The sequence below is a fragment of the Virgibacillus chiguensis genome (assembly GCF_900129865.1).
In the GTDB taxonomy this organism is placed as follows: Bacteria; Bacillota; Bacilli; order Bacillales; family Amphibacillaceae; genus Virgibacillus; species Virgibacillus chiguensis.
In genome coordinates, this window is record NZ_FQXD01000002.1 from 1 (window position 1) to 15,467 (window position 15,467).

Sequence of the window (15,467 nt, forward strand, 5' to 3'; positions counted from 1 at the left end):
AAACAGAACCAATATGATACCTAAGACTACCAACAAAGCACCTGCTAGATTGATAGCGAAATCTTTCGACGTGTACAATCGTTCATCACCTCCCTTCAAGTACTTCTTCTAACTCGCCCTCCAAATATTCGCCTGTTTCAATCAAATTAAATAGTTCATCGTATACTTGACTCCACGTAAATTGTTTTTCTTCCCCTGTTTCTATAGTGATCTCAATACCTTTGGAACCGTGTCCTTGCCTGTACCCTTCTGGATAAACCAACGTACTTCTACCACCAATGCCATATTCGTCTTTTAGTAATTTAATAGTTTCAGATTTTGTTAAATTCCGCTTGAATAGGTCGTAGATTCTTTTCTTGCCATTCTCAAATCCGCTGCCCCTTTTTAAGTCATTTACGAATAACTTATGAACCTTTTCTTCTACATCCATTCCAAAGAGTGTTATTTGCATTATTCCTCATCCTCCAATCTCCAAGTACCGTCTAAACGGTCATTTCTCCATTCTCTCCACTGATCTTCTAAAAACTTATCTAAATCAATATCAATATTAGGATCATATCCTAATTCTTCTAGCGTAAATTCATGCTCTTCGTGGCAACCACTGAAACCAAGACCTACAGTAAATATTACTTTTTTGTCACCAGTCATTCCTCACCCTCCAATGCATCGCCGCACAGCATATCAGTCAATGCTGAATGTTCCTGGACATTCCCGTCAAAGTTATATAGTTGTTCAAATATTTTCCGATACCGTTTGTTTTGCTGTTCCAACTCACCTGAAATGCCGTAAAACATTTCTATTACATTTTCAAAAGCAAGCCATTTCAATTCATCAGATAGATTATTGAATTCTTCCTGAGTTAGTTCTTCAGGAGACTTGCCAGTTTCATCTTCAAAACAGTTTTCCAAACGACTTCCCTCCTAGTTCGTGTGATAAAAACTAGATTTATTTTCTTTAAAATCTTCCATTACTTCATCTGTTGTTGGTTCACTTGCATAAGTTGTGTGATACCTTCTACCTCTTTTGGTTTCTAATGTTACAAAAAAATAATCTGTTATTTTAGTAATCTTTACAGTCAACTCTTTCACCTCCTTTAATCTTTCTAGCTTCAAACCGCCATTTTCTTGAATCGTCGCCTATTTTCGCTTTTAACGCTTTCCAAGCTTTTCCCTTGCTCGATTCTCTAATACCAAAAACAAACTTTTTTGATGCGGTACTATATATCCCGTACATACTTATCACCTCCTTAAAGGCTATTAATCAGAATCAACCAGTTACCAACGACCACAACCCCAAAAGAAACAGGATAAAACACATCAGGATCAAGTAGCTTATTCAAAACCAATTCCTCCTGGTCGTTTCTTGTTTTTCTATTTGATTCAATAACGACCTGGCTTCATCAGTCGCACTTCTACTGTTCTTCATACGCTGTAACTCTTCTAGCGCATTTGCTAAGTTACGATGGTGCACTGCAGCTTTTTCGAATTCGCCTTGAGCCACATAACGGGCAGCATGCATAAAGTTGTAATCATAAACAGCTAACTGCTTGTCCGCTTTTTCTTGATCTTTTGGTAGAAACATAGAAAGTTTTGCCATAATGATCTCCTTTCTTTCCCTCACTTTTGATAGAATATCTACTAGAAGGGAGATGTAATATAATGCAATCAATAATTCAATTTCAAGCACTTGATTTTTTATTAAAAAGAATCGCTAACCAACCCAACTTCGAAATGTACGATAAGAATTTAAAACTTGTAGTAGAAATTAACGGCACTATTTGGGCCGGAGACTTTGTAAATTTTAATAGCTGTCCTTATCAGTTGTACGTAGATTCGATTGGACAAGTAGATGAAGAATATTTTTACTCTGACGAAGACCCATCTACTTCTTTTGTTACAAAAACCTGGAAAGAATTTTTGAATCACTTTAAATCAGATTTCTCTGGACTTTACTTAGCAAGAGTAGACGACCTCTCACTACTTTTTAAAGAATTAAAATCTTTTATTGAGAGTTTAGATTTTGAAGGTTATGAAACACCTATTAACCCGTATCTTTTAAATGCCAAATCTTTGAACGAAAATATAGAATTACCGTTTTTAAATATTGAGAACACCGAAGTGAAACTGATATCACTTATTGAGGTTAACGATTAACTCTTTTGATAAAATCTAATGATCTCAAATAAGATTTTTTCTTCTCTTTCAACTTCCGTTAAATTATCTTTTTTTAAGATATTTGAGATTCGCTTCTTTAAGTGAGTAAGCGGATCTCTTTCTTCCTGTCTTTTGGGTATCTCTACGCTAGCCTTAAATATCCATTCTCGAAATTCTTCTTTATTCATTTCTTTTATCTCCGTTGACGTGGGCAAAAAGTATTCAAGTTTTTGCATTCCTACTACCTCCCTAATGTTATTCATATTTCCTACGACCAGTTTCTTTATTGGCCGTTGCATCGCTATTGTAGAGTTTCGTTTGAGGCTGTTTGCGACACAGTCTCTTTCTAAACCATTCAATAAGCTTCACTTTTATCTCCCTCCTTCAAAATCCCTAGCGTAACTAACTTGCCTATAAAGCTTCATTACTTCCGGGTTGTTGAACGCATATGCTGCTGAATACAACAACGGAATGTTATACGCCCTTTCCATATCCTCCATCAAAGTAACTAACCGTTTGTTACGTATCCGTTTAGGTGCTTGCATGATGTTGTTAAAGCGATCACGGAACGATTGCAGTTCTTCTTGCGTCATTTTGGTTTACCTCCTTTCTTCCATCCACTGAATTAGAAATGCCTCTGCTTCTTTAGCAGGATAAAACCACTTGCTTCCCACCTTTACTTTTGGAAAACGTTTATCATGAAAGAAGGTGTCCTGAATTGTATTCCAACTCATTGATGTTCTACGTTTTAAATCAGACGAGTCCCAAAAAACTTTTTCTTGATCTAATTCATTCAAACGCTTTTCTATCGCATCCTGGTATAATTTCTTAATTTCCTTTTCATCTACATGGACTTGAATCATTAAAATCTCTCCTTTACTTAAAAGTTGATTAAGCTGAGCGATCTTCTACTTTCTCAAATAAGTACTCAATTTCGTAATTAGGGAAAAAGTAACGCTTAATTTTTATTGCTTCTGTTAATGAGAAATCATAATGGCCATTCAGTTTGTCGTATATTGTTGCAACCCTAACATCTAACAACTCAGCTAACTCTTTTGCTTTTACGTTATGTCTAACCATTTCAGCCTTTAGTGTTCTTAACAAAGTAAATAAACCTCCCTTACACTTTTGATACTCAATTTCGTATCTTGGTTCAATAATATACTCAATTTCGTATTAAGTCAACCATTTATTCTAAAAAAGTGTTCAATTTCGCATTTAACTATTTACTTTTATACAAATATTGCTATAATCTAAGTAGACAATACGAAAAATCGTATAAAAGGAGTAGAGTTAAAGTGAAAGATAAAAGAACAGAAGTTGTAGAGAAACTGATAGATAAAAGCTGGTCTAGTAAAAAAGCATTTGCTGAAAGTGTAGACATTCCATACACAACATTACGTTCCATGCTACAAAGAGGTATAGGTAACGCTTCGGTTAACAATGTTATTAAAGTGTGTAAAGGATTAGGCATTACTACAGAAGAATTAGAAAGAATGGCATCTGACAAAGAAGATAATACTCCGATTACAATCGCCGCCCATCATGACGGTGATGAATGGACAGAAGAAGAATTAGAGGAGATTGAGAAGTTTAAAGAATATTTAAGATCAAAGCGAGATAAGCAATAAGGGGTGTTTTTATGTACGAGCAATTACAAGATGAAGCAGCATCATTAAACGTGGTAATTAGAGAAACATATTTACCAGGTCGCCTCAAAGGACTCTATGGTGAAAACGAGATCTTAATTAATGCAAATATTGAAACTTCTACAGAAAAATCTTGCGTTTTGGCGGAAGAATTAGGGCATCACCATTACACAGTAGGAGATATAATAGATCAATCAAAAATAATGAATATTAAACAAGAAAAACTAGCAAGACGTTGGGCTTTTAGAAAACTTATACCCCTCGATGGTTTTTTGTATGCTTTTAATCAAGGCTGCCGTACAAGATATGAAATAGCAGAATTACTAAATGTAACTGAGCAATTCCTTACAGAAAGCCTCAATTATTATAAAGAAAGATATGGGTTGTTTGTTAGAATTGATGATCTTCACGTTTTATTTTTAGATCCACTATCAATCCATAAACAATTATAAGAATTTTCTTTTATTGGAGAGTGATATTTATGGGAATTAGTTTTAGAAAACACAAAGATAAAAAGTGGGAATATCGAGTCAAAGTAAAAGATCCTATAACTAAAAAATATGTAGAACGATCAAAGCGAGGTTTTGAAACGAAACCTGAGGCAAGGCTAGCTGCTCAAGATGTAGAAAGAAATTTATTAGAAGGGTATGAAAAATTAAATATTCAACTAAAAGATTATTTAGATTTTTGGTTAAAAGAATATAAAGAAGGATACGTAAGAAAAAATACAATGCTATCTTTAAAAAACAGCGTGAACAACCACATTAAGCCATATTTTAAAAACATCTATATTAACGAAATAACTCCCGCTCTATATCAAAAATTTCTAAACAAATTATATGACAACAAACTATCTAAAAACACTCGCTTAAGAATACACAACGCATTTAACGAAGCAATGAAGAGAGCTGTGTTAAATAAAAAAATAACCTTTAACCCCTGTGAAGGAGCAGTCATAAAAGGGAAGAATTCTAACAACGATGAAATTAAGTTTATTGAGCCCTCAGAAGTGCCTATGTTTTTAGAGCATTCTTATGAATACGGTTATATATATTGGATCTTTTTTAAATTGTTGCTCGAGACAGGAATGAGAAAAGGTGAGGCTGCTGCATTGAAATGGTCTGATATTAATTTCAAAAACATGACCATAGAGATAAATAAAAGTCTTGATTTCCAAGCAGAAACAGACGAAGAATTATTTGGGGATACAAAGAATTACAATTCAAAAAGAGTTATTTCTATGAGCAAATCTATAGCAGATGACTTAAGATACCACGCAACTTGGCAGAACAGGAATAAAAAACTTTTAAAAAACAAGTACTACTATAAATATAATTTAGTTTTGTGTAGAAAAGATGGGAATTATATGCCCAAATCAAGTTTATTTAATGCATTTAGACGTATTTTAAAACAGGCTGATATGAATCTACTCCCTATCCATTCACTTAGGCATACGCATGCTGTTATGCTATTAGAAGCAGGTGCAGAAATGAAGTACATCCAAGAGCGCTTAGGACATGGAAGTATAACGATTACTTCAGATATTTATTCTCATATCTCTAAAAAGATGGATCAGAAAAACACAGCTCAATTTGAGAAATATATAAACAATATTTTAAACAGCAAATGATTTTCTAATTTTTTGTGGGTGTTTCGTGGGTGAAATAATAACTTGTTGCTAAATAACTTTACACCCACCAAAACAAAAACCCTCGACACCAATAGTGCCAAGGGCTTCCGCTATTAATAAGTTCTTAAATATTGCTCTCTTTCCCACGGGTGTACTTGTGTTTTAAACATTTCCCATTCGATTTCTTTTGCTTCAACAAAGTGTTCGAAAAGGTGTTCACCTAAGGAATTGACAATAATTTCACTTTTCTTTAACTCTTCCAATGCGTCTGCTAAAGTACTAGGTAAATCGTGAACACCATTTTCTTCACGTTCTTCTTTAGACATCACATAAATATTACGATCAACCGCTGGTGGCGGAGTCATTCCATTTTCGATACCGTCTAAGCCAGCTGCTAGTAAAGAGGCAAGTGCTAAATATGGATTTGCTGATGGATCCACACTACGAGCTTCTACACGCGTGCTAATACCACGAGAATTTGGAATCCGCATGAGACAACTTCGATTTGCACCTGACCAAGCAATATAACTAGGAGCTTCATAACCAGGAACTAGACGTTTATAGGAATTAACGGTTGGGTTTGTAATCGCTGTGAAGCTACTAGCATGTTTAATAATACCAGAAATAAATTGAAAAGCTGTCTTACTTAACCCCATATCACCGTCTTTATCATAAAATGCATTTTCTCCATTTTTAAATAACGACATATTCACATGCATGCCGGAGCCATTCACTCCAAATAATGGTTTCGGCATAAAGGTTGCGTGCAAATTATGCTTACGGGCAATTGTTTTTACAACCAATTTAAACGTTTGGATATCATCTGCATGCTTTACCGCATCTGAATATTTAAAATCAATTTCATGTTGACCAGGTGCAACTTCATGATGGGAAGCTTCAATTTCAAAACCCATTTCTTCTAATTCAAGAACGATGTCTCTACGGCAGTTCTCCCCTAAGTCTGTTGGCGCAAGATCAAAATAGCCTCCGTGATCGTTTAATTCCATAGAGGGCTCGCCTTTTTCATCTAGCTTAAAGAGGAAAAATTCAGGTTCAGTCCCAATATTAAAAGCATCAAAACCTAACTCTTCCATTTTCTTTAAATTTCGTTTTAAATTGTAACGTGGATCCCCTTCAAACGGAGTGCCGTCTGTTTTATAAATATCACAAATAAAGCGAGCTACTTTTCCTTTTTCTGATGTCCAAGGAAATACTACGAACGTATCCAAGTCTGGGTACAAATACATATCAGACTCCTCAATGCGTACAAAGCCTTCAATGGAAGAGCCGTCAAACATCATCTTATTATCTAGAGCTTTACCTAATTGACTAAGTGGAATCTCCACGTTTTTAATATTCCCCAACATATCCGTAAACTGCAAACGGATAAAACGAACGTTTTCCTCTTTAATGCGTCTTACTACATCTTCTCTTGTATAAGTGCTTCCCATACTTTGTCCTCCTATTTAAATAATTATTTATTTGAATAGGAAAACAAATAGATAGTAATAACGTCGATGTAAATGATACGCCACCAATTCATTGTTAGACTTACATAGAAAAATTTGTTATTAATTTACAACCTTCTAACATTTCACCTTTTGAATTGGTTTGGTTCGTTTTATTCCATCACGTACTAATATCCATTTGTTTCCCTAAACGAACCAAATTGTAAAGTTACTTTTTATAAAAACTTGGCTTATCGCCAAATTTTACGGTGAAGCCTTCGTTTACTTATACTAAAAAACTTATATAGCTATAGCGCAAGATACATAACGGGTAACTTTAGCATAAGGATACGTTTAACGGCTAAAAAACCTAGCAAGGTCCCCTTGACGCAAATTAGCTTTTTTATGAGCGCCTGGCTCATTTAATTCTTGCCTTAGAATCCTCCGTAACTCCTTGTCAGATATCTGTGAGGATTCAGTCATTTTTAGTTGTGAAACTTGTTTCGTTTCATCTTCATTCAACAGTAGTTTAATGCCGGCAATATTTAACCCCTTATCCAAATAATCTTTAATCTCAAGCAGTCGATCAACATCATTAAACGAAAATAATCGCTGATTTCCAGTAGTTCTTTCTGGATGAATTAAACTGTGCTCTTCATAATACCTTATTTGCCTAGCTGTTAATTCGGTAAGCTTCATTACAATGCCGATTGCAAATAGAGGCATGGAACGACGATCTTTATCATTCAATTCATGACCCCCTAATTCATAATACTTTTTCATTATATGTCATGTAACCTAACATGTCAATATCATGTGAGGTTTTCTAACATTAATGAAAGCACTTTTTAAAATTTACATGCTACGATTCTTTTTTTATTCCATCCTAAAACCTTAATCGCTTCACCCGTTATTGAAGGTGAAGCGATATGATTCATTATTAATAATGTTTAGTTATCAATCGCACAAAGATAAGTTTAAACGACTAATTATTTAAAGTCATATTACTGATCTTCTCTAATGCTTCTGTAATGGCTATCTTTACATGGGCATACGTTAGCCCACCTTGAATAAACGCTACATAAGGAGGGCGTAGCGGGCCATCCGCAGACAACTCAATACTTGCACCTTGGATAAACGTTCCTGCTGCCATAATTACTTCGTCCTCATACCCAGGCATTTTGCTTGGAAAAGGTTTCACATAAGCATTTACTGGTGAATATTCTTGAATCGCTTGACAAAACATAATCATGTTTTCTCTATTGTGAAATGTTACCGATTGAATTAAATCTGTACGCTCTGCTTTGTAATGTGGCGATGTTGTGTAGCCGGCCAATTCCATTAGTCTTGAAGTGAAAACAGCTCCCTTAAGCGCTTCACCAACTACATGAGGAGCGAGGAAAAAGCCTTGAAACATTTCTTGTAGCATGTGAAATGTTGCGCCAGTCTCTTTTCCAAGCCCTGGTGCAGTTAGACGGTTGGCGCATTGGTGAATAAGTGATTCTTTTCCAACAATATAGCCTCCCGCTCGAACAATACCGCCACCGGGGTTTTTAATTAAAGACCCAGCAATAACATCCGCTCCTACATGTAGTGGTTCCATCTCTTCAACGAATTCGCCGTAACAGTTGTCAACAAACACGATGACATCAGGCAGAATAGACTTCACAAAATTCACCATTTCCTCTATCTCAGTTAGCGTAAATGAAGGCCTATCATCATATCCTTTGGAGCGTTGTATGCCAATTACTTTTGTTTTTTTATTCATTGCTTGCTTAATAGCTTCAAAATTCACCTTACCGTTCTTTAATAGATCAACATGCTGATAAATAATTTGAAAATCACGTAAGGACCCTTCAGCTTTACCTCGAATACCGATTACTTCTTCTAAAGTATCATAAGGCTTACCAGTAATATACAATAGTTCATCACCAGGACGCAGTATACCAAATAGAGTCGTTGTAATAGCGTGCGTACCAGAAACTATTTGAGGTCTTACAAGTGCATCTTCTCCTCCAAATACTTCAGCATAAACACTTTCCAGCACTTCTCGCCCCCTATCATCATATCCATAGCCGCTTGTTGATTGAAAATGACTATCACTCACACAGTTGTTTCGAAAAGCTTGCATTACACGTCTTTGATTTTTCTCAGCTACGTTGTTGATCTTTGTATATTGTGGTTTACAATCTTCTTCCGCTTGTCTTGCTAATAAATCTGTCATGTAGTTACTCCTCTAAAAGTCGGTTTAACGCTATTCCTTTTCGCATATATCCGTTTAATTTGTATACTTGTTCATCTTCTGAAAACATCTTTGATTCAATAATACTCTCATGTTCCAATTGTTGTAATAACTTGCCCTGATCCGGTCTTAGTGTTAGAGAATAAAATGACCACTCCGCTTTTAGTAGGGCTTCCAGTTTATGTAGTAACTGTTGTACATCTTCTCTCTGATAAGCACTCATAAACATATAAGGATGGTTCATTGGTATAACACCTTGCACCCATTTATCTTTCTTATTATAAACCGTAAGCATTGGAATCGTATCAGCATGAAGTTCTTGTAATAACCGCAAAACAGTATCCTGTTGCTGATTTAAATCAGGATGGGAACCATCAACCAAATGAATAAGAAAATTAGCTTCTTTTACTTCCTCTAATGTTGATTTAAAAGCGGCAATTAAAGAAGTCGGCAAATCTTGTAGGAATCCAACGGTATCCGTAACAAGTACATTCATTCCTGATGGAAGTTGAATTTGCCTCGTTAACGGGTCAAGTGTGGCAAACAATTGATCTTCCTCTAATGAAGTACTATTTGTGAGTTGGTTAAAAAGCGTTGACTTTCCTGCATTTGTATAACCAACAATTGCAATTTGTAAGACGCCATTTGTCTTTCTTCGCTTACGATATTGTTTCCTTTGCTTAGCGACCGTTTGTAAACGCTGCTTTATATCATGGATACGTCTACGAATATGCCGCTGATCTGTCTCCAATTTTGTTTCACCAGGGCCTCTTGTTCCAATCCCACCTCCTAATCTTGACAACGCTGTCCCTTGCCCTCTTAACCTAGGTAATAAATACTCTAGTTGAGCTAATTCAACTTGTAATTTTCCTTCTTTTGTTCTAGCACGTTGCGCAAAAATATCTAAAATCAATTGGCTACGATCAATCGTTCGAACTCCGAAAGCTTGACTCATATTTCGAAGTTGGATGGGTGATAATTCATCATTTGCAATGACTAAATCCACTTGATCTTCCTGAATAGAAGCATTTACTTCTTCTAATTTTCCAGAGCCAATATATGTACCAGGGTGAATGTTATTTCTATTTTGGGTAAATATTTGAACAACATCTCCACCAGCAGTATTACTCAATGAATTTAATTCGGCTAGGGAAGATTCAAAATGATGATTGGTTTGTTTCGGTTGCTTTACTGCAATAATAATTACTTTTTCATTCAATCAAACAGAACCTCTTTTCTTCATGCAATTCTTTACCAACTATCATAACAAATCTTAAGCAAATCCCCAAAATTAAACATCTTCTGCAACTCTTCATGAATGCAACTGTATAACAAGGTAAAGATACCTTTCCTATACAACATGAAAGGCGCTGCATAGATCTCACCTTAAATATCTGAGGAACTAACAGCAGCACCTAATTAAGCCAATCAATCTTAGCCTTCATTAAATTTTATGTGAAAAAAATCACTATTCAATTAAATGTGTAGGTTTTCAACAAAAATATTTGGCTATATAAACATGCATCCTTTTATATGCATATAAACAGCATACTAATTTAGTTTTAACTGCAAATCTTGAATTGTTAAGTAAATAAGATCATCTGCAGTAAAGTGCTCATTCTCCAACAATCTAACTGCATGCATACGAATAGCACTCTCTACCACGTTACGTACATAACGTGCATTGGAAAAGTTACGATTATTTGTGCGTATTTTTTTTAATAAATGCGCCTTTAATTCCGTTTCAGCATCTTTGGTAAGTTGATACTCCCGATCTGCCGCCATGCGTTTAGCAATTGAAAGCAATTCTCCAGCTTCATAATCACGAAAATCTAATATAAATGGAAACCTAGATTCTAAGCCAGGGTTTAGCGTTAAGAATCGGTCCATTTCGTGGGGGTAACCTGCAAGAATTAGCACAAAATCATGTTGGTAATCTTCCATGTGTTTTACTAAAGTATCAATTGCTTCTTTACCAAAATCTTTCTCGCCACCACGCGCAAGCGAATAGGCTTCATCAATAAACAAAACGCCACCTTGGGATTTTTGTATAATGGAACGGGTTTTTTGCGCTGTCTGACCAATATATTCTCCTACTAAATCCGCCCGTTCAGCTTCAATAAAATGACCTTTAGATAATAAATTCATATCATAGTATAGCTTAGCCAACCTTCTAGCTACCGTTGTTTTTCCTGTGCCCGGATTACCCTTAAATAGCATATGCAATACTTGTTGATGATTTACTAACCCAAACTGCTTTCGCTTTTCATTGATGACGACCGTTGCATATATTTCTTTGATTCGTTTCTTAAGCTGCTTCATACCCACAAACGATGCAAATGCCTCATCAATATAATTAAATGGGTTGTTTTTTTTGTTCATTGCTTTTTTATCTGTATATGTCAAATGCGAGGTGTTTTTTTCCTTTAAAATGATATTTACTTGCCCATTTCGATTACTTATAAATTGTGTTTCCATGTCATCACCCCTCAGTAATATTTAGTATACGCCATAATCTAAAAGGTGTGACATTTGCCTATTTTTTATTTAAAAATACCATTTAAAAAATCAGCTTATCGCCAATTTTTTATGGCGAAACATAATTTTTTTCTTATACTATAAACCTTAAAACTGATATTTCCCTATAGCATAAAAAAACGAATGCACATATGCATCCGTTTTTTATAGTTATTCCTTCTCCAGCTCGACATTTTTAGCTGGTGAAAAGGTAGAAATAGCATGTTTAAAAATTAATTGCTGTTTACCATCTGTTTCAATTAAAACCGTGAAATTGTCGAATCCTTTAATAACACCTCTTAATTGAAACCCATTCGTTAAAAAAATTGTGACAGCTATACGGTTTTTACGAAGCTGATTTAAGTATTGGTCCTGAATATTTACAGATTGAGCCATTATACTTCCTCCTCATTTCTATCTATACTATAATTAGTTCGACCTAGCTTTGAATAAATCCTGCAAGATCATCTAAAATATTTCTTAATTTTTCATCAATGGACACACTAGAAACATCATACCAAGATACATCCATTTTATTGCGAAACCAAGTATATTGCCTTTTAGCATATCTTCTAGAATTTTGCTTTAAAGTTGCAATAGCTTCAGTTAAAGATATTTCGTTTTTGAAATAAGGGAGAAATTCTTTATAACCGATTGCCTGCATTGATTGTTCCTTAGCATAGCCATGGCTATACAATCGATAAGCTTCTTCTACCAGACCTTTTTCTATCATATCATCTACACGCTTATTAATCCGATCATATAATTTTTCACGGTCCATTTCCAATCCTATGATTTTATAATCATACGGTGACTTTCCACTTTGTTGTTGCTGGTATTCTGACATTCGTTTTCCTGTTGTTTCATAGATTTCTAACGCACGCACAACACGCCGATAGTTGTTTGGATGAATTTTTTTTGCCTGTTGTGGATCAACTTTCTTCAACCTTTCATACAAAGAGTGGATACCATTTAACTCTATTTCTTTATTTAATTTTTTAACCAACTCGTTATTACGCTGATACGCTGTAAAGTTATAGTTATAGAGGGCAGCCTGCACATATAAACCACTTCCACCAACTAATATGGGTAACTTGTTCTTGGCTGCTATTATTTCTATGTAATGGTCTACATGCTGTTTAAAATCAGCCACAGAGAACGATTCATCGGGACGTTTTATATTAATCATATAATGTGGAATGTTTTTCATTTCATCCTTTGTCACTTTTGCAGTCCCAATATCCATTCCTTTATAGATTTGCATAGAATCTCCGCTAATAATCTCACCATTATAATGTTTAGCTATTTCAATACTAAGTTTTGTTTTACCTACCGCAGTTGGACCTACGATAGCAATAAGTTTTTTTTTCATTCGTATTCCCCTATATACACACGTTACTGTTTTAAATAAGCTCTAAGCATCCAAGTATATTTTTCAAATGCTCCTTGTATACCAATAAGTAAGTCTTCTGTTGGGCTGTCATTTAACTCTACAGCTTTTGGTAGTCCTTGTGTCTTAATTTCCATTATTATTTGCAGCAAATCTTGCAGCAACTGCTGCATTATTTCTTGTTCTTCATCATCTGCAGTTGCTTCTTCTATAGTTGATTCTTTCAAATATTTTACCATCGTAGCTAAAGGTTTGCCATCTATCATTAGTATACGCTCAGCTATCTCATCAATATTATGAGCTACCTTCAAGTACATATGTTCAAACTGCTGATGGAGAGTTAAAAAATAGCTTCCTTGAATAAACCAATGGTATCGGTGCAGTTTCACATAAAGAACAAATTGATTAGACAGTAGTTGATTAAGAAAATTTACAAGCTGTTGATTTTCCACCATACACACCTCTTCCAGTTTTCCATAGTATGATAAACTAAAAGCGAAATTATACATTTTCACATCACACGTTTAAACATTTTTTCTAATTCATAAGTGGAAAAATGAACGATAATAGGTCTTCCATGCGGACAAGTAAATGGGTCGGTAGTTTGCCGTAAATGTTCAAGTAATTGTGTCATTTCTTCATCATTTAAATAATGGTTAGCTTTAATAGAGCGTTTACAGGACATTAAAATGGCTGCTTCTTCTCGAATCTTTTCCACATCAATCTTCTCATCTTTCATTAGCTGTTCAACCATTTCCCGAATAATTGCTTCTTCTTGTCCAGCAGGGAACCAGCTGGGGTGTGAACGAATAACATACGTTTGCTGACCAAATGGTTCGAAAAAAAGTCCTGCTGCTTGTAATGTTTCTTTATACGCCTCCACCCAAATTGCTTCTTCTTTAGAAAATTCAAATGTTAATGGAATTAGTAATTGCTGCAAATTATTCATAGGCTGACCGAGTTTTTGTTTGAAAAATTCATATTTCACTCGCTCTTGAGCAGCATGCTGATCAATCATGTACAACCCATTTTCATTTTGCGCCAAAATGTATGTGCCTTGCAACTGTCCAATTGGATACATAATAGGAACACGTGGTTCAACTTTCTCGTTTTTCTCTTGTTCTACTATGTTCTTACCTGTATCTGTGCACCTATTTCTATCTATATAGTCTTTTACTTGCTGGAATTCACTTGCACGCTCTACGGCGGTTAGCTCCATTTCGTTGTCAGTATACTCGATATGATCACTTTCTTGCTCCCTAGCAGCTTCATTTAGCCCTTTAGATGAAATGTTTTCAACAACTGGTTCACGAACGCCAGCCGGGTAATTCCACTGTTCTAGTTCTGAGCTAGATGGTGTAAAATCAAAACTATGTTGTATGGACTTTGATTTAGGTACAGATTTCCGTTCCATTTCAGGAATTAAGGTTGCTCCCCGAAATGTGTCTTTAATGGTTTGGTCAATTGCTTGAAATAATTCTTTATCCTTACTAAAACGCACTTCTAATTTAGTGGGATGGACATTAACATCTACCAGAATAGGATCCATTTGTATAGAAAGAACAACAATAGGTGAACGTCCAATAGGCAACAGTGTATGATAGCCTTGGATAATCGCTTTATTTAATGCAATGCTTTTTATATATCTTCCATTAATGATGGTTGACATATAGTTTCTAGAGGATCTCGTCACTTCTGGTTTAGCAATAAATCCACTAATAGAAAAGTCGAGTGTTTCGTGCTTAACAGGTAACATATGCTTTGCTACATTCATTCCATATACTTGAGAAATAACTTGTAATACATCACCTGTTCCTGCTGTTTTAAAGATGTTCTTTCCATTATGTGTGACGTCAAATCTTATTTCTGGATGCGACAAAGCCAAACGATTTAACAGATCTGTAATATGCCCTAACTCGGTATGAATGGTTTTCATATATTTTAGACGTGCAGGCGTATTAAAAAATAACTCCGATACTGTAATTTCTGTCCCTTTTCGTGCAGCTGATTTCTGTTTATCAATTAGTTTACCGCCTTCTAAAGTTAAATGAGTGCCAGCGTGTTCTCCTGTAGAAGTTTGAACCGTTAGTTTGCTGACAGAAGCTATACTTGCAAGCGCCTCGCCACGAAAACCAAGGGTTCGAACGTGAAATAAATCTGTCTCATTCTTTATTTTGCTTGTTGCATGCCTCAAGAATGCTGTTTCACAATCTTCTTCTAACATCCCGTCGCCATTGTCAGTTACTTTAATAACTTGTAAACCCGCTTCTTTTATCTCAACTTTTACCCACGTGCTGTTTGCATCAATGCTATTTTCAACGAGCTCTTTCACAACGGATGCAGGACGCTCAACAACTTCACCTGCTGCAATTTTATTAGCAAGAGAATCCGGCATTTGTATAATTCGCATGCAAATAACTCCTTTTACTGCAAATTTC

Annotated in this window: 23 protein-coding genes; 4 read left to right on the plus strand and 19 right to left on the minus strand. The window is 35.3% G+C overall.

Annotation, left to right across the window (positions count from 1 at the left end):
- Positions 1–85: 85 nt before the first annotated feature.
- From BUB45_RS02470 to BUB45_RS02485, 6 genes are all read right to left on the minus strand, one after another.
- Entirely contained in the window at positions 86–451 is a 366-nt protein-coding gene (locus BUB45_RS02470; RefSeq protein WP_073004870.1) for a hypothetical protein, read from the minus strand.
- Positions 451–648 (minus strand): DUF7167 family protein, encoded by a 198-nt coding sequence (locus BUB45_RS02475; RefSeq protein ID WP_073004872.1) that lies wholly within the window; start codon positions 646–648, stop codon positions 451–453. Before BUB45_RS02475 ends, BUB45_RS02470 begins: the two co-directional genes overlap by 1 nt.
- On the minus strand, positions 645–908 hold the full coding sequence (locus BUB45_RS02480; protein WP_073004873.1) for a hypothetical protein: 264 nt from the start codon (positions 906–908) through the stop codon (positions 645–647). The genes BUB45_RS02475 and BUB45_RS02480 overlap by 4 nt, the downstream gene beginning before the upstream one ends.
- 12 nt (positions 909–920) lie before the next feature.
- Entirely contained in the window at positions 921–1,079 is a 159-nt protein-coding gene (locus BUB45_RS19725) for a hypothetical protein (protein WP_170861692.1), read from the minus strand.
- On the minus strand, positions 1,060–1,233 hold the full coding sequence (locus BUB45_RS19730; protein ID WP_170861693.1) for a hypothetical protein: 174 nt from the start codon (positions 1,231–1,233) through the stop codon (positions 1,060–1,062). The genes BUB45_RS19725 and BUB45_RS19730 overlap by 20 nt, the downstream gene beginning before the upstream one ends.
- Before the next feature lie 102 nt (positions 1,234–1,335).
- A complete protein-coding gene (locus BUB45_RS02485; protein WP_073004875.1) occupies positions 1,336–1,596 on the minus strand; it encodes a hypothetical protein in 261 nt (86 codons plus the stop codon).
- 62 nt (positions 1,597–1,658) lie between these two features.
- On the opposite strand from BUB45_RS02485, the gene BUB45_RS02490 reads away from it, so the two are divergent.
- Positions 1,659–2,153 carry a hypothetical protein gene (locus BUB45_RS02490; RefSeq protein WP_073004877.1) on the plus strand — a complete coding sequence of 165 codons (495 nt, stop codon included), beginning with the start codon at positions 1,659–1,661 and terminating at the stop codon, positions 2,151–2,153.
- Here BUB45_RS02490 and BUB45_RS02495 read toward each other — a convergent pair.
- From BUB45_RS02495 to BUB45_RS02510, 4 genes are all read right to left on the minus strand, one after another.
- The gene (locus BUB45_RS02495) at positions 2,150–2,389 is read right to left on the minus strand and encodes a hypothetical protein (protein WP_073004879.1); all 240 of its coding nucleotides are present in this window, start codon (positions 2,387–2,389) and stop codon (positions 2,150–2,152) included. The genes BUB45_RS02490 and BUB45_RS02495 overlap by 4 nt on opposite strands.
- Before the next feature lie 135 nt (positions 2,390–2,524).
- On the minus strand, positions 2,525–2,746 hold the full coding sequence (locus BUB45_RS02500) for a hypothetical protein (protein WP_073004881.1): 222 nt from the start codon (positions 2,744–2,746) through the stop codon (positions 2,525–2,527).
- A gap of 6 nt (positions 2,747–2,752) precedes the next feature.
- The gene (locus BUB45_RS02505; protein WP_073004883.1) at positions 2,753–3,016 is read right to left on the minus strand and encodes a group-specific protein; all 264 of its coding nucleotides are present in this window, start codon (positions 3,014–3,016) and stop codon (positions 2,753–2,755) included.
- 28 nt (positions 3,017–3,044) lie between these two features.
- The gene (locus BUB45_RS02510) at positions 3,045–3,257 is read right to left on the minus strand and encodes a helix-turn-helix transcriptional regulator (protein WP_073004895.1); all 213 of its coding nucleotides are present in this window, start codon (positions 3,255–3,257) and stop codon (positions 3,045–3,047) included.
- Positions 3,258–3,451: 194 nt separating this feature from the next.
- Here BUB45_RS02510 and BUB45_RS02515 point away from each other — a divergent pair, with 194 nt between their 5' ends.
- Genes BUB45_RS02515 through BUB45_RS02525 form a run of 3 tightly spaced genes read left to right on the plus strand, consistent with a single transcriptional unit; the run spans position 3,452 to position 5,432 of the window.
- Positions 3,452–3,784, plus strand: coding sequence for a helix-turn-helix transcriptional regulator (locus BUB45_RS02515; protein ID WP_073004897.1), 333 nt, complete (start codon positions 3,452–3,454; stop codon positions 3,782–3,784).
- A gap of 11 nt (positions 3,785–3,795) precedes the next feature.
- Positions 3,796–4,254: an ImmA/IrrE family metallo-endopeptidase gene (locus BUB45_RS02520; protein WP_073004899.1), complete on the plus strand. Its 459-nt coding sequence runs from the start codon at positions 3,796–3,798 to the stop codon at positions 4,252–4,254.
- A 29-nt stretch (positions 4,255–4,283) separates the two neighbouring features.
- Positions 4,284–5,432 carry a tyrosine-type recombinase/integrase gene (locus BUB45_RS02525; protein ID WP_073004901.1) on the plus strand — a complete coding sequence of 383 codons (1,149 nt, stop codon included), beginning with the start codon at positions 4,284–4,286 and terminating at the stop codon, positions 5,430–5,432.
- A 113-nt stretch (positions 5,433–5,545) separates the two neighbouring features.
- Here BUB45_RS02525 and glnA read toward each other — a convergent pair whose 3' ends face one another.
- The 9 genes from glnA to mutL all read right to left on the minus strand — a co-directional run bounded on the left by glnA (position 5,546) and on the right by mutL (position 15,439).
- Entirely contained in the window at positions 5,546–6,883 is a 1,338-nt protein-coding gene (gene glnA, locus BUB45_RS02530) for a type I glutamate--ammonia ligase (protein WP_073004903.1), read from the minus strand.
- A gap of 351 nt (positions 6,884–7,234) precedes the next feature.
- Complete coding sequence (locus BUB45_RS02535) at positions 7,235–7,606, minus strand: MerR family transcriptional regulator (RefSeq protein ID WP_371413738.1); 372 nt, start codon at positions 7,604–7,606, stop codon at positions 7,235–7,237.
- Positions 7,607–7,865: 259 nt separating this feature from the next.
- Positions 7,866–9,104 (minus strand): methionine gamma-lyase family protein, encoded by a 1,239-nt coding sequence (locus BUB45_RS02540; protein WP_073004907.1) that lies wholly within the window; start codon positions 9,102–9,104, stop codon positions 7,866–7,868.
- Positions 9,105–9,108: 4 nt separating this feature from the next.
- Positions 9,109–10,341, minus strand: coding sequence for a GTPase HflX (gene hflX / locus BUB45_RS02545; protein ID WP_073004908.1), 1,233 nt, complete (start codon positions 10,339–10,341; stop codon positions 9,109–9,111).
- Positions 10,342–10,673: 332 nt separating this feature from the next.
- Positions 10,674–11,600: an AAA family ATPase gene (locus BUB45_RS02550; protein WP_073004910.1), complete on the minus strand. Its 927-nt coding sequence runs from the start codon at positions 11,598–11,600 to the stop codon at positions 10,674–10,676.
- Positions 11,601–11,810: 210 nt separating this feature from the next.
- Entirely contained in the window at positions 11,811–12,035 is a 225-nt protein-coding gene (gene hfq / locus BUB45_RS02555; RefSeq protein ID WP_073004912.1) for an RNA chaperone Hfq, read from the minus strand.
- Positions 12,036–12,078: 43 nt separating this feature from the next.
- Positions 12,079–13,011: a tRNA (adenosine(37)-N6)-dimethylallyltransferase MiaA gene (gene miaA / locus BUB45_RS02560; protein WP_073004914.1), complete on the minus strand. Its 933-nt coding sequence runs from the start codon at positions 13,009–13,011 to the stop codon at positions 12,079–12,081.
- A 23-nt stretch (positions 13,012–13,034) separates the two neighbouring features.
- A complete protein-coding gene (locus BUB45_RS02565) occupies positions 13,035–13,481 on the minus strand; it encodes a Dps family protein (protein WP_073005696.1) in 447 nt (148 codons plus the stop codon).
- Positions 13,482–13,540: 59 nt separating this feature from the next.
- Positions 13,541–15,439 carry a DNA mismatch repair endonuclease MutL gene (gene mutL, locus BUB45_RS02570; protein ID WP_073004916.1) on the minus strand — a complete coding sequence of 633 codons (1,899 nt, stop codon included), beginning with the start codon at positions 15,437–15,439 and terminating at the stop codon, positions 13,541–13,543.
- Positions 15,440–15,467 lie beyond the last annotated feature (28 nt).

Coding starts and splice junctions, on each gene's coding strand:
- hfq (WP_073004912.1), bottom strand. CDS start 12,035: ATGGCTCAATCTGTAAATATTCAGGACCAATACTTAAATCAGCTTCGT.
- mutL (WP_073004916.1), bottom strand. CDS start 15,439: ATGCGAATTATACAAATGCCGGATTCTCTTGCTAATAAAATTGCAGCA.
- BUB45_RS02500 (WP_073004881.1), bottom strand. CDS start 2,746: ATGACGCAAGAAGAACTGCAATCGTTCCGTGATCGCTTTAACAACATC.
- BUB45_RS02540 (WP_073004907.1), bottom strand. CDS start 9,104: ATGACAGATTTATTAGCAAGACAAGCGGAAGAAGATTGTAAACCACAA.
- BUB45_RS02535 (WP_371413738.1), bottom strand. CDS start 7,606: ATGCCTCTATTTGCAATCGGCATTGTAATGAAGCTTACCGAATTAACA.
- glnA (WP_073004903.1), bottom strand. CDS start 6,883: ATGGGAAGCACTTATACAAGAGAAGATGTAGTAAGACGCATTAAAGAG.
- BUB45_RS02470 (WP_073004870.1), bottom strand. CDS start 451: ATGCAAATAACACTCTTTGGAATGGATGTAGAAGAAAAGGTTCATAAG.
- BUB45_RS19730 (WP_170861693.1), bottom strand. CDS start 1,233: ATGTACGGGATATATAGTACCGCATCAAAAAAGTTTGTTTTTGGTATT.
- BUB45_RS02505 (WP_073004883.1), bottom strand. CDS start 3,016: ATGATTCAAGTCCATGTAGATGAAAAGGAAATTAAGAAATTATACCAG.
- miaA (WP_073004914.1), bottom strand. CDS start 13,011: ATGAAAAAAAAACTTATTGCTATCGTAGGTCCAACTGCGGTAGGTAAA.
- BUB45_RS02550 (WP_073004910.1), bottom strand. CDS start 11,600: ATGGAAACACAATTTATAAGTAATCGAAATGGGCAAGTAAATATCATT.
- BUB45_RS02475 (WP_073004872.1), bottom strand. CDS start 648: ATGACTGGTGACAAAAAAGTAATATTTACTGTAGGTCTTGGTTTCAGT.
- BUB45_RS02520 (WP_073004899.1), top strand. CDS start 3,796: ATGTACGAGCAATTACAAGATGAAGCAGCATCATTAAACGTGGTAATT.
- BUB45_RS02485 (WP_073004875.1), bottom strand. CDS start 1,596: ATGGCAAAACTTTCTATGTTTCTACCAAAAGATCAAGAAAAAGCGGAC.
- BUB45_RS02495 (WP_073004879.1), bottom strand. CDS start 2,389: ATGCAAAAACTTGAATACTTTTTGCCCACGTCAACGGAGATAAAAGAA.
- BUB45_RS02490 (WP_073004877.1), top strand. CDS start 1,659: ATGCAATCAATAATTCAATTTCAAGCACTTGATTTTTTATTAAAAAGA.
- BUB45_RS02525 (WP_073004901.1), top strand. CDS start 4,284: ATGGGAATTAGTTTTAGAAAACACAAAGATAAAAAGTGGGAATATCGA.